We start from the raw sequence: 12,547 nt of genomic DNA on the forward strand, positions 1-12,547 counted from the left end.
CATACAGGAGCCCGGCGTCATGTTCGATTTCCACCGCAAGTCCGATCTGGTCGAAATCCAGCGCAGTCATCAGGCATTGGCCAGCTCGCAGGCCAAGCTGGCGGCGATCAGCCGCTCCATGGCAATGATCGAGTTCACCCCCGACGGTACGATCCTCGATGCCAATGAGCGCTTCTGCCAAGCCATGGGCTACAGCGCCGAGGAGTTGCGCGGCAAACATCATCGGCTGTTCTGCGACCCTGGCTACGCGAAAAGCGCCGAATACCAGCAATTGTGGCGTGAACTGGGGCAGGGCAAGGCCATCAGCGGTACCTTCGAGCGCATCGACAAGGCCGGCCGCGAAGTCTGGCTGGAAGCCAGCTACATGCCGGTACTGGACGAGCAGCGCCAGGTCACCAGCGTTATCAAGGTGGCATCCGACATCAGCCAGCGAGTGATGGAGGAGCACGAGAGCGAAAGCCTGCTCAAGGCCATCAGCCGCTCCATGGCGGTGATCGAATTCACCCCGCAAGGCCGGGTGATCAAGGCCAACCAGAACTTCCTCGACACCATGGGCTATCGCCTGGACGAGGTGGTCGGTCGCCATCACGGGCTGTTCTGCCTGGCGCATGAGCGCGAATCGGCCGAGTACCGCGAGTTCTGGGCATCGCTCAACCGCGGCGAATACCACTCGCACCGTTTCGAGCGTGTCGACAAACATGGCCAGACGGTCTACCTGGAGGCCTCCTACAACCCGATCTTCGACAGCAAGGGCCGCTTGTACAAGGTAGTGAAGTTCGCCAGCGACATCACCCGCCAGGTCAGCACCCAGCAAAGCGCGGCCGATGCTGCCCATGCCAGTTCGGTACAGACCGATGCCTGCGCGCGCAAGGGCACCGAAGTAGTACAGCTGGCGGTACAGGTGATCGAGCAGATTTCCCATGAACTCAACGACGCGGCACGCAGTATCGATGCGGTGAGCAGGCAGTCGGATGTGATCGGGCAGATAGTGCTGACAATCCGTGGCATTGCCGACCAGACCAACCTGTTGGCTTTGAACGCAGCCATCGAGGCGGCCCGCGCCGGCGAGCACGGGCGCGGTTTTGCCGTGGTGGCCGACGAGGTGCGCAGCCTGGCGGCGCGAACCAGCAAGGCTACACTGGAAATCGTCGACGTGGTGCGGCAGAACCACGACCTGTCGCTGTTGGCCGTGGCCAGCATGCAGTCGAGCCTGAAGCGTACCGGCCATGGTGTGGCGCTGGCCAACGAAGCCGGTACGGTGATCATGGAAATCCAGCAGGGTTCACGGCACGTGGTAAACGCTATCAGCCAGATCAGTTCGACGCTGCAATTGCACTGAGCACATCGCCCAGCTCGTCCAGCAGGGTCTCCAGGCTGGCCTGTAGTTGCAGGCGATGGTCAACCGTCGGCAGGCCTTGGTCGTGGGCCTGCTCGATGGCTTCGCAATCCTTGACCAGCGTGCGTACCTTGAGCATCTTCGCCCCACCTTTGATCCGGTGAGCCAAGGCGCGCAAAGTTTCGCCGGGGGCGTCTGCTGGCAACGCCCGCAAGGTGGCCAGGTCTTCGCTGACGCTTTGTGACAACTGCTGCAGCAAGTTCCGCGTCAGTTGTTCGTCGTCCTGGGTCAGGTGGCGCAGTTCGCCAAGGTTGAACCCGCTGGCGCGCCGTGCTGTCGGCTGCTGCCGGGGGTGGGCGTGGGGCAGGTGGGTCTTGAGCGTACGCAGGCCGATGGGTTTGAACAGGCATTCGTCCATGCCGCTGGCCAGGCAGCGGGCACGCTCCTCGGCCTGGGCGTTGGCGGTGACGCCGAGAATGCGGCATGCCGTCAGGCCGCGTTCGCCCTCCAGGCTGCGGATACGGCGGGTCAGTTCGTGGCCGTCCATGACCGGCATGCTGCAGTCGGTGATTACCAGGTCAAAGCGCGCAGCCTGCCAGCGTGCCAGCGCGATTTCCCCGTTTTCCGCCAGCGTGACCCGATGCCCCAGGGTATGCAGTTGCCGCTCCAGCAGCAGCAGGTTGGCTGGGTAGTCGTCGACCACCAGTACGTTCAAAGGGCCGCTGCTTGTTTCCAGCACAGGGTCGTGCTGATCGGCCTGCACCGGTGCAGCGCAGGCGGGCAGCTGCAGGCTGACCTGCACCTTGGTGCCAAGGCCTTCGACGCTCTGCAAGTTCAAGGTACCGCCCATCAACTCGGCCAGCGTGCGGCTGATGACCAGTCCCAGGCCGGCGCCCTGGCGTGCCCGGGGGCCGTCGGCCTGGACGAAGGTATTGAACAGCCGGGCCTGGTCGGCAGGGCTGATGCCGATGCCGGTGTCTCGCACACTCAGCTCTACTGCCAGGCTGTCAGTGTCGGTGGGCGAGGGCAGTAGCAGGCTGGCCTGGACTTCACCGCTGTCGGTGAACTTGATGGCGTTGCTGATAAGGTTGGACAAGACCTGCTTGAGGCGGAGTGGATCAGCCAGCACCCACACCGGCGCAGCGGGCAGTTCGCTGTGCAGGTGCAGGCCTTTGGCCCTTGCGTTGCCTTCGAACACCCGCACGGTGGCGCGTACCAGTTCTACCAGGTTGGTGGGCACTGGCTGCAGGGTGATATGCCCGGATTCGATACGGGAAATGTCGAGAATATCGCCGATCAGCTCAAGCAGGCCAATGGCCGAATCGTGGGCGGTCTGCAGGGTCTGGGTGTCGCAGCGGCCGCCGCGGCTGTCTTCCAGGGCCAACTCCAGCAGGCCGATCACGGCATTCATCGGGGTACGGATTTCATGGCTCATGGTGGCCAGGAAGGTGCTTTTGGTCTGGCTGGCCTGTTCGGCGTCGTCCTTGGCCTGGCGCAGCTGTTCAAGCAGGCCGCGGCTAAGCGCAAGTTGCGCTTGCAGGGCATGCTGGGCCTCGGTGCGCTGGTTGATCAGCTTGCGCAGGTAGCTGTTCCAGAACACCACCCCGGCCAGCAGCAAGGCCGACAGCACCAGCACTTGCAAGACCAGCGTGCGGTAGTCGCGCCAGGGGCTGTCACTGACCAGGGTGGTGGTGCGCCAGCGGTTGATCAGCTGGTCCAGCTCTTCGGGTGGAATGCTCAGCAGCGCCTTGTCGAGGATTGCCTGCAGCTGTGGCTGGTCCGCGGCCACGGCGAAGGCGGCGATGGCCGGGTCATCGTCGAGCACGCTGGCAATGCGCAGGCGGTCCTTGAACACATGGCTGATGTAGTAGGCGGCATTGATATGGCTGCTCAGGGCGACGTCGGCGGCACCGTTGGCCACAGCCTCCATCAGGCCGAGCGGGTTGTCCACCTCGACCATCCTGGCCTGCGGATAGCGTTGTTGCAGCACGGCCCGTTGCGGCGAACCGCGTACCAGGGCGATGCGCATGCCATCCAGCGCCATCGCCTGCGGCGGTAATGCATTGTCGCCACGGGTGACCAGCACCCGTGGGCTGACCAGGTAGGGGCGGGTATAGCGCAGTTGTTTCGAACGGTCTGTGCTGTAACCCAATGCGCCGATCATCTGCGCATCCCCGCGCGCCAGGCGCTCGATCATTGCCTGCGCCGACGGGCTTTCGACCGGCTTGAAATGCAGCCCCGTGCGCAGCGAGATCTGCTTGAGCAGCTCGAGGGTGATGCCGCTGGGGCGGTGCTTGGTGTCGTTGAAGGTCAGTGGCGCCAGCGAAGTGTTGACCAGCACGCTGACGTTGGGGTTGGCAGCTATCCAGGCTTCTTCTTCGGCGGTCAGGGCGGTGAGGTGGCGCTGCAGCAGCAGGCTGGTGTTGCCACTGCTCCAGCGGCGCAGGATATTCAGGCGTTCGCTTTCGCTGATACGCGCCAGCGCCTTGTTGACCAACTGTTGCAGGCGCGGGTTGTCACTGGCCATGGCAAAGGCAAACGCGCCAGGGGCAACCTGGCAGAAGTGGTCGATCTTCAGTGTGCCCTGATAACTCTTGCCAATCGCGAAGTCGGTACTGATGGCATCGCCCAGGTAGGCGTCGGCCTCGCCCAGTTCGACGGCGGCCAACCCGGCCAGGGTCGAGCGATACAGGCTCAATTGTGCCTTGGGGTACAGGCTGCGGACGCTGCTGGCCGGCAGGTAATGATCGACCATGGCCAGGCGCAGGCCGGCGAGGTCGGGGGTGTTCTTCAGGCTGCGCCCCTCGCGGGTGACGATGACTGGCAGATCGTCGGCGTAGCTTGAACTGAGGCTGAGCTGGGCATCCGCTGCCTCGAAGGCGTTGGAGCTGCCCAGCAGGTCGATACGGCCGTCGCGTAGCGCAGCGATGGCTTGGTGGCGGCTGTCGAAGCGTCGTACTTCGATGGTGGTACCCAGCTGTTCTGCGATGATGCCAGCGTAATCGGCGCTGAGGCCTTCGTAGTCGTGCTGGCTGACATTGATCTCCAGCGGCGGGTAGTCGGGGCGCGAACTGCCAAGTACCAGGTGCTGGCGTTGCTGTAGCCAATGCCGCTCTTCGCTGGACAGCGCAAGCGGGGCCGCGGCGCTGACCGAGCGTGCCAGCAACTGGCGAGGTTCGCTGTTTGCCAGCAGCGCGCCGGAACCGGCCAGGCCGATGACCAGTAGGGCGCTTGCCAGCAGGCGCTTCATTGTCATCGAGCGCTCAGTAGACGCTGTTGCGCTTGGCCAGGTCGACCATTTCAACCAATGATTCGGTCTTGAGCTTTTCCATGATGCGGCCCCGGTAGGTGCTTATGGTCTTGGCGCTGAGGTTCATGCAGGTGCCGATATTCTTGTTGTTCTCGCCGCGCGCCAGGCGCCGCAGCACCTCCATTTCCCGGTTGGACAGGCTGGACAGGCGCATTGGCTCGCTTTCCAGCGAGTTGCTGTTGACCGACATCTGAGGGAAGGTCGAGTAGCCTTTGACCAGCGCTTTCAGGGCAAACAGCAACGCCTCGTGGTCTTCTTCCTTGGTGACAAAAGCGCCGATGCCAGCATCCAGGCAGCGCCGCACATACAGGTCGGTGGCCTGGCCGGTCAGCACCATGATCTTGGGCGCCGGCTCCAGGCATTGCAGGCGCTTTATCACTTCCATGCCGTCCAGGCCGGGCAGGCCGATGTCGAGAATTACCACATCCGGTCGCAGGTCGCGGGCCACCTGCGCCACCTCGCTGCCATTGCCGACCTCGCCGACAACACGGAAGCGCTCGCGTTCGAGCAACATGCGCAAGGACAGCCGGACGATGGGGTGGTCGTCGACGATCAGCACGGTAGTCATGAAGAAAACTCCTGTCAGGATGTGGTCCGCTTCCTGGATCACTCAGGAATACGTCTGCAAGTGGGGTTATCGGAAGCGCTGCACGATACGACCATTCCCGGAATTTGGTAATGCCGAGTATAGAAGTGTTGAAAGTCCACGTGCTTGTTGTTGAAAAGTCCTACAAAAAGTGGGAAAGACATCACCCTGGCAAAGCGGCGATGCCTGTTTTTGTAGTCGTCATGCGCAGGCGGAGTGTGATTTGCTCACGCGCTGGGTTGAGGCGGGGTTGTTGGCCAGTGCCTGGCCGACCCGTGTCGGGCGTGCCACCAACTGGCCGGTGCAGTTCGGGCAGCGGCCCTGGAAACGGGTTTCGGCGCAGGTGCGGCAGAAGGTGCATTCGAAGGAGCAGATCAGCGCATCGGGGCTGTCACCCGGCAGGTCGGTATCGCAGCACTCGCAGTTTGGGCGTAGGTCCAGCATGGGCGTGACTCCTGTTTGCAGGCGGGAAACCGGAGTCTGCTACGCCTGCGGCGAACCTGGCAATGCTCAGTCGCCAGGGCGATACAGGTGGGCGTGCCCGGCGCGATACAAGGCCGATTCGGCAAACGGTGTGTCGCCTAGCACATGGCCCACAAGGATCAGCGCCGTGCGTCGGAAATCCTTGGCCGCGACGCGTTCCACAATATCGCCGAGGGTACCGCGCACCCAGTCCTGGTCCGGCCAGGTGGCACGATGCACCACCGCCACCGGGCAGTGCGTGCCGTAGTGCGGCAGCAGTTCTTCGACGATACGCGACAGGTGCTTGACCCCCAGGTGAATCGCCAGGGTGCTGCCATGGCGCGCCAGGTCGCCCAGCTGCTCGCCGGGCGGCATCGGCGAGCTGTCACCATAGCGGGTGAGGATAACGGTCTGAGCTACCTGGGGCAGGGTCAGTTCGCAGCCGAGCAGGGCGGCGCTGGCCGCTGTAGCGGTGACCCCGGGGATGATCTGGTAATCGATGCCCAGCGTTTGCAGATGGCGGATCTGCTCGCCGATGGCGCCGTACAGGCTGGGGTCGCCACTGTGTACCCGAGCCACATCCTGGCCTTGCTCATGCGCACTGCGCATGGCGGCGATGATCTGCTCCAGGTGCAGTTCGGCACTGTTGATCACGGTCTCGGCCTGGTGGCCCTCGAGCACGGCGGCCGGCACCAGCGAGCCGGCATAGATGATCACCGGGCACTGGCGGATCAGCCGTTGGCCCTTGACCGTGATCAGTTCCGGGTCGCCGGGGCCGGCGCCGATGAAGTAGACCGTCATGGAAAGTCCTTGCAGGAAAGAAGGGAAGCGTTCAACAGGCCAGGGCGAGGGTAGCCGGGCCCAGTACCTTGCGCGTCAGCAGCAACCTGGCGGTGCCAACCCGCTGGCTGGCCAGGGCCAGTGCCGCACTCTCCGCCACGCCCCAGCAGCCACAGTGGGCATGGGCAGCGGCGGAACGGTGGCTGAGTCGGGGTTCGTAGGGTTGCAACTGCGCGGTATCGTACAACACCAAAGGCAGACCGAGGCGTTCGGCCAGTTGCTGCAAGCCGGGCTCGTCGGCCTTCAGGCTGATGCTGGCGATGCCTTGCAGGTCGGCCAACGCCAGGCCCTGGTTGCCCAGGGCCTGGCGTAGCAAGATTTCCAGCGTATCCGCCGGGCAACCCCGACGACAGCCTAAGCCGGCGTAGAAGGCAGGCATCAGGCCTGGCTGGAGCGCCGGAACAGCCAGGCGCTGAGCAGGCCCAGGGCCAGCCAGAATGCGGCGTTGGTCAGCCAGGAGGCCACTTTGAACTGGGTTTCCAAGGCGGCGGGGGCCAGGCTCTCGTGCACCTCGGGTTGCGGCGCACCGATCACATGGGGAATGACCAGCAGCACAGCGCCCAGCGCCTTCAGCAACCAGTGGCGAGCGAACACCAGCAGGGCCAGGCCCAGCGCGGTGGCACTGGCGGTGCCGATCCACCAAGCCTGGCGTTGCCCCAGGTCGGCTGCGGCAGTACCTGGCAGTTCCGGCGGCAGGCCCAGGGTCGGGGCCAGGCAGAACACGGCGAAGCCGGCCAGGCCCCAGAGTGCGCCGGTGCCGGCTCGCTTGGGTTCACGCAGGCTGTACAGGGCGGTGAGAATCAGGGCGAAGCCGACCGCGACCACCAGGTTGCCGCCGGTGGTGGACAGCACTCGCTGCCAGCCGTCCTCAGGTGCCCAGGCTTCGGCGCTGTGCTCATGCGCTGCCACTTCGCCAGCATGCTCGTGCTCGGCGATGGGGGCCGAGGATTCGTAGGTTTCTGCTTCGAGAATCAGAGGGGCGACCCAAAAGCTCTGCAGCAGGGTCAGCAGCAAGGCCGCCAGCAACCCGCTGAAGCCCGCGGTGCGGGCAATGCGTGTGATCATCGGGCGTACTCAGTGGCAGGGGAATGCGGCGCTGTGGCGGGTGTCGTGGGCGGCGTTGTGCACGGCCTCGATGTGCGAAAAGCCGGCGAAGTACACCAGGCACAGGCCCAGCAGGCTGGCGCCGATGGCGATGACGACACGCTGGCTGAGGGTGACGGGGGTGGTAATGCTGTGTTGCTTGGCGCTGGTGACGGGCATGACGCGTTCCTCTGCTTTTTGTGGGCAACGGGCAAGCGCGGCAGCCCCGAGCGTGGCAGCCCAGGGGAATGCAACAGCGCCCGCCCACCGCGGGGTGTTCATGAACGCCAGGCCGGTCTCCGGGCTTGCGAGGAGGAGCCAGGCTCCTGGAAAGCGTCACCTTCCCATGCCGGGGATCAGGCACAGTGGTACAGACGCTTCGCTCGCTTACCGTTGCGGGGGCAGCACCGGCCTTGTCCGGCCCTGCTGGAGGGCCTGTGACGCACCGGTTTCCCGTTTCACCCCCATCGGGGGCACCTGAACGCGAGGCATAAGGAGACCATGGGGCGGGGCTGCCGTCAATTGCCAGAATCGAGTTTGCCGGCACCTCGGGTACTCTGTGCATGGCACCGGCTGCGCCAGTGTTCGCGGCTCAAGCCTACACAGGGATTGCGAAGCGCTCCCGGTCAGCCCCGGGCAAACGCCACCAGCTTGTCCCCGTCCAGTCGGTAGCGCACCCACTCATCCTGCGCTTCGGCCCCCAGCTTCTGATAGAAGCCGATAGCCGGCTCGTTCCAGTCCAGAACGCTCCATTCCAGCCGTCCGCAATTCTTCGCCACCGCCTCGCGGGCGATGTGCCGCAGCAATTGCCGCCCGGCACCGTCGCCGCGCTGCTCGGGCGTTATGTACAGGTCTTCCAGGTAGATGCCGTTGCGCCCGAGCCAGGTCGAGTAGCTATAGAAATACACGGCAAAGCCGATTGCCCGGCCATCGCGCTCGCACATCAGGCTATGCACGGTGCTGCCCTCGCCAAAAAGGCTGTGCTCGATATCGGCAACGCTCGCGATCACCTCGTGGCGGGCGCGTTCGTACTCTGCCAGCTCGGTGATGAAGGCAAGTATCTGCTCGGCGTCGGCGCGAACGGCAGGACGGATGGTGAGGCTCATGGGGCGGCTTCCTTGATCTGATGGTAACGGTACAGAGATGTGTATCTATACAATTTCGTTAAACTGTGCCGGTCGCAGAGGAGGGCGACTCCGTTAGTGTGACAGCACCCATAAAAAAAGTGGATTGCCTGCCATGCTTGCCTCTGCCGACCTGCTGACCGCCTTCGTGCTGTTCGCCTTCGTGTCTTCCATCACTCCTGGCCCCAACAACACCATGCTGCTTGCCTCTGGGGTGAATTTCGGTGTGCGTCGCTCGATCCCCCACGCCCTGGGCATCAGTGTCGGTTTCATGGTGATGGTGCTGGCTGTCGGCCTGGGCCTGGGCGAGGTGTTCAAGGCCTGGCCGGCGCTGTATACGGTATTGCGTTATACCGGTGCCGCCTACCTGCTGTACCTGGCCTGGAAGATCGCCACCTCCGGGCCGGTTGGCACAGCTTCGTCCAGTGCCCGCAAACCGCTGGGCTTCTGGGGAGCAGCGGCATTCCAGTGGGTCAACCCCAAGGCCTGGGTGATGGCAGTCGGGGCAATCACCACCTACACGCCGGCGCAGGGCTATGTGACCAACGTCATTGTCATTGCCGCCTTGTTCGCCTTGGTCAACCTGCCGAGCGCCGGGGTGTGGGTGATGTTCGGCAGCGCCCTGCGCAACTTGTTGCAGAACCCGCGCTGGCTGATGCTGTTCAATGTCCTGATGGCCTTGTTGCTGGTGATTTCACTGTACCCGCTGCTGTTTGTAGAATCAGCGTTTTCCTGACCCCGCGAGTACAGTAAGCCGATGCAGTTGATCCCCTGGTCTCACGAATGCGCCGAAGGCTTCACCCTGCGGGGCTGGCGAACCCCGGCCAGTGGCAAGCCGTTACTGCATTTTCTGCACGGCAACGGCTTCTGCTGCCTGGCCTACCAGCCATTGCTGATGCGCCTGGGCGAACATTTCGACCTGTGGCTCAGCGATGTGCAGGGCCATGGTGACAGCGACCATGGCGGGGTGTTCCGTGGCTGGAACCGGACCGCTGCGTTGGCGGTGGAGGCTTTTGCAGCCGGGCGAGGCGAGTATGGTGACGTACCGCGCTTTGCCGTCGGGCACAGCTTCGGTGGCGTGCTCACCGGCCTGATCCTGGCCAGTGAACCGCAACTGTTCGCGCGTGCCGTGCTGCTCGACCCGGTACTGTTCAGCCGGCGCATGCTGGGCGTGATGGGGATGGCAGCCCTGGTCGGCTTGCACCAGCGCCATGCCCTGGCGCGCAAGGCTGCCAGCCGTCGCAGCCACTGGCCCGACCGCGAGGCAGCCCTGGCTTCGCTGCATGGGCGGGGTATCTTCAAGGGGTGGACCGATGCGGCGCTGCGGGCCTACGTGGAGCATGCCATTGGCGACTGTGGCGAAGCGGTGGTGCTCAAGTGCCGGCCCAGCCGCGAAGTGGAAATATTCAGTTCGTTCCCCAAGCGCATGTGGGCGAGCCTGGCGGCAATCCGTACGCCCACGCGGGTGCTGTACGGCGAGCACACCTACCCCTTCGTACCGCATTCGGTAAATCGCCTGGTGGCGCTCAACCCTAAGGTCAGCGGCAGGCAGGTTGCAGGTGGGCACTGCTTCATGCAGGAGCATCCTGAGGCGTGTGCCGAAGAAGTGCAGGCCTTCCTGCTGCAGGGACCGGCGGGATAGTTTTTCCAGACAGCACCGGGCGCAAAGGCGTGAGTAATCTTGGGCTTTGCCCGAGCGTACGAACATGACCAGCAAGACCCTGCTACAGCCATCGTATCTGCAAAAACGCTACGACTACTCCTGCAAGTCAATCGAGTCACTCAGGCAGGCCCTGTACAGCACGCTTGCACCGCTGGCGGGGCGTTCACCTCTGGCTGTGGTCAGCGTGGGCTCCTATGGCCGATGCGAGGTTTCGCCTGTTTCGGACATCGACTTCTTCATCGTGCATGACACCAGTTTGCCGGCGGATCGTCTGGACGACATATTGTGCCAGGTCAGCGACCTTGTCCGGCCCATCAGCCATCCGGGAGAAAGCGACGAGGCGAAATTCGGCCGAGGGGCGTTGGCGCTGTACTCAGACGTTAGCGAACACATAGGCTGGAAATGCGAAGACAATACGGCGCTGACCAGGCGAATGCTGATGTTGCTCGAGGGCCGCGCCCTCTTCGGGCATAAGGCCTTTGCCTGGTGGCAGAATGACCTGCTGCGCCGTTATATTCCTGATGATCATGGAAGCGGGCTTGCCAGGTTCCTGCTTAACGACCTGATCCGCTACTACCGCACCCTCATGGCGAATTTCGAGGAAAAGAGGGCCGAAGGCAAGGCGTGGGGAGTACGCAACATCAAACTGCAATTTTCGCGAAAACTGCTTTTTGCAGGCGGTATCGTGGCGATTGCCGAAGTCCACGGCCTCGCTGCGCCGTCGAAGATCATGCGACTTCAACAATTGCTGGCCCTCACCCCTCTGCAACGCCTGGCATTGCTCGGTGACTCCAACCCCTACAGCGCTTCTCTGTTCGAAGACTACGCAGTGTTCCTCAAGTTGATATCCTCGGTGGAAAATCGCCGCCATCTGGATAGTCTGACCCCCGGCCAGGCCATGGCGGATCCGGTCTATCGGGAACTCAGGGGGCGGGGACAAGCCTTTTCGTTGAAGCTGGAGCATTGGTTGAGGTCGCAGTACGCGGGGCATCCGATACTTCACGCCGTCTTTTTTTGATTGTCCTTTAAATGAGACGATGCATGCCATTTTAGCCGGCTATTGCCTGATTGGTCTCACTGGTAAGGTTATCTCAACCAAGAGAGGAGCCTTCTCATGAAAACGATTCTGGGTATTCACCGCAGCCCCCACGCCCACTGGGTAGGTGATGGTTTCCCGGTGCGCAGCCTGTTCACCTACGACAACCTGGCCAGCAAGATCAGCCCGTTCCTGCTGCTGGACTATGCCGGCCCTCATGACTTCACCCCGACCAGTGCGCGGCGCGGCGTTGGCCAGCACCCGCACCGCGGCTTCGAGACCGTGACTATCGTCTACCAAGGCGAACTGGAACACCGTGACTCCACCGGCGCTGGCGGCTTGATCGGCCCTGGCGACGTGCAGTGGATGACTGCTGCCAATGGCATCATCCACGAAGAGTTCCATTCCCCAGGTTTCGCCCGTACTGGCGGTACGCTGGAGATGGTACAGCTGTGGGTCAACCTGCCGGCGCGGGACAAGCGCGCAGCGGCCGGCTACCAGACGCTGCTGGCCCAGGACATCCCGGTGGTGACGCTGGACGGCGAGGGCGGCAGCCTGCGAGTGATTGCCGGTGACTATCGTGGGCATTCGGGGCCGGCGCGGACCTTTACTGCGATGGATGTCTGGGACCTGCGCCTGAATGCCGGTGCAGCCTTGCAGCTACCGGTTGCCACCGGGCGCAATGCGGCGCTGGTGGTGTTGCGCGGCAACGTGCGGATCAACGGCGAGCGAGAAGCCGGCCCATCCAGCCTGGTGCTGTTTGACCGGGGCGGCGAGGATGTCGCGGTGGAAGCGCTGGAAGGTGCCAGCTTGCTGCTGCTAAGCGGTGAACCGATCGATGAGCCGATCGTGGGCTATGGCCCGTTCGTGATGAACAGCCAGGCGGAAATTGCCGAGTCGTTCGACGACTTCCATGCCGGGCGGTTCGGGCAGATGCAGGAAGCGCGGGACGGTGCGGCGCATTGATCCTGGTTGATTGAATGGCTTGTCCGGCCCTATCGCCGGCAAGCCAGCTCCCACAGGTACAGCGATGCTCCCGAGATTGTCGCTGTACCTGTGGGAGATTCTATGGTTTTAGGGAAGTTTTTTAAGCGGCTTTTGACCGAT

The 12,547-nt window shown here is 63.4% G+C and carries 13 protein-coding genes and 1 riboswitch; of the genes, 5 read left to right on the forward strand and 8 right to left on the reverse strand.

Annotation, left to right across the window (positions count from 1 at the left end; all coding sequences use genetic code 11):
- Nucleotides 1-19: 19 nt before the first annotated feature.
- Nucleotides 20-1,339: a PAS domain-containing methyl-accepting chemotaxis protein gene (locus MJ643_RS03310; protein WP_208209417.1), complete on the forward strand. Its 1,320-nt coding sequence runs from the start codon at nucleotides 20-22 to the stop codon at nucleotides 1,337-1,339.
- Here the strand turns inward: MJ643_RS03310 and MJ643_RS03315 are convergent.
- The 8 genes from MJ643_RS03315 to MJ643_RS03350 form a co-directional block, all read right to left on the reverse strand.
- Nucleotides 1,314-4,586: a transporter substrate-binding domain-containing protein gene (locus MJ643_RS03315; RefSeq protein WP_013972794.1), complete on the reverse strand. Its 3,273-nt coding sequence runs from the start codon at nucleotides 4,584-4,586 to the stop codon at nucleotides 1,314-1,316. The genes MJ643_RS03310 and MJ643_RS03315 overlap by 26 nt on opposite strands.
- A 13-nt stretch (nucleotides 4,587-4,599) precedes the next feature.
- Entirely contained in the window at nucleotides 4,600-5,214 is a 615-nt protein-coding gene (locus tag MJ643_RS03320; RefSeq protein WP_023663311.1) for a response regulator transcription factor, read from the reverse strand.
- A gap of 219 nt (nucleotides 5,215-5,433) precedes the next feature.
- Nucleotides 5,434-5,676, reverse strand: a complete 243-nt coding sequence (locus MJ643_RS03325) for a DUF1272 domain-containing protein (protein WP_013972792.1) — start codon at nucleotides 5,674-5,676, stop codon at nucleotides 5,434-5,436.
- Nucleotides 5,677-5,742: 66 nt separating this feature from the next.
- The gene (gene cobM, locus MJ643_RS03330) at nucleotides 5,743-6,495 is read right to left on the reverse strand and encodes a precorrin-4 C(11)-methyltransferase (protein WP_013972791.1); all 753 of its coding nucleotides are present in this window, start codon (nucleotides 6,493-6,495) and stop codon (nucleotides 5,743-5,745) included.
- Between the two features lie 31 nt (nucleotides 6,496-6,526).
- A complete protein-coding gene (locus tag MJ643_RS03335; protein ID WP_247726597.1) occupies nucleotides 6,527-6,913 on the reverse strand; it encodes a cobalamin biosynthesis protein in 387 nt (128 codons plus the stop codon).
- On the reverse strand, nucleotides 6,913-7,599 hold the full coding sequence (locus MJ643_RS03340) for a CbtA family protein (protein WP_013972789.1): 687 nt from the start codon (nucleotides 7,597-7,599) through the stop codon (nucleotides 6,913-6,915). Before MJ643_RS03340 ends, MJ643_RS03335 begins: the two co-directional genes overlap by 1 nt.
- Nucleotides 7,600-7,608: 9 nt before the next feature.
- The gene (locus MJ643_RS03345) at nucleotides 7,609-7,797 is read right to left on the reverse strand and encodes a CbtB domain-containing protein (RefSeq protein ID WP_003258255.1); all 189 of its coding nucleotides are present in this window, start codon (nucleotides 7,795-7,797) and stop codon (nucleotides 7,609-7,611) included.
- A gap of 92 nt (nucleotides 7,798-7,889) precedes the next feature.
- A riboswitch (cobalamin riboswitch) is annotated at nucleotides 7,890-8,113 on the reverse strand.
- Between the two features lie 130 nt (nucleotides 8,114-8,243).
- Nucleotides 8,244-8,723, reverse strand: a complete 480-nt coding sequence (locus MJ643_RS03350) for a GNAT family N-acetyltransferase (protein WP_023662847.1) — start codon at nucleotides 8,721-8,723, stop codon at nucleotides 8,244-8,246.
- A gap of 133 nt (nucleotides 8,724-8,856) precedes the next feature.
- Here MJ643_RS03350 and MJ643_RS03355 point away from each other — a divergent pair, with 133 nt between their 5' ends.
- The 4 genes from MJ643_RS03355 to MJ643_RS03370 all read left to right on the forward strand — a co-directional run bounded on the left by MJ643_RS03355 (nucleotide 8,857) and on the right by MJ643_RS03370 (nucleotide 12,406).
- A complete protein-coding gene (locus tag MJ643_RS03355; RefSeq protein WP_208209416.1) occupies nucleotides 8,857-9,477 on the forward strand; it encodes a LysE family translocator in 621 nt (206 codons plus the stop codon).
- 21 nt (nucleotides 9,478-9,498) lie between these two features.
- Nucleotides 9,499-10,383, forward strand: a complete 885-nt coding sequence (locus tag MJ643_RS03360; protein ID WP_013972786.1) for an alpha/beta hydrolase — start codon at nucleotides 9,499-9,501, stop codon at nucleotides 10,381-10,383.
- Nucleotides 10,384-10,447: 64 nt separating this feature from the next.
- Nucleotides 10,448-11,422: a hypothetical protein gene (locus MJ643_RS03365; RefSeq protein ID WP_013972785.1), complete on the forward strand. Its 975-nt coding sequence runs from the start codon at nucleotides 10,448-10,450 to the stop codon at nucleotides 11,420-11,422.
- Between the two features lie 96 nt (nucleotides 11,423-11,518).
- A complete protein-coding gene (locus MJ643_RS03370; RefSeq protein WP_208209415.1) occupies nucleotides 11,519-12,406 on the forward strand; it encodes a pirin family protein in 888 nt (295 codons plus the stop codon).
- Nucleotides 12,407-12,547: the final 141 nt, after the last annotated feature.

Source organism: Pseudomonas sp. PNPG3 (assembly GCF_023093815.1).
Taxonomy (GTDB): Bacteria; Pseudomonadota; Gammaproteobacteria; order Pseudomonadales; family Pseudomonadaceae; genus Aquipseudomonas; species Aquipseudomonas asiatica.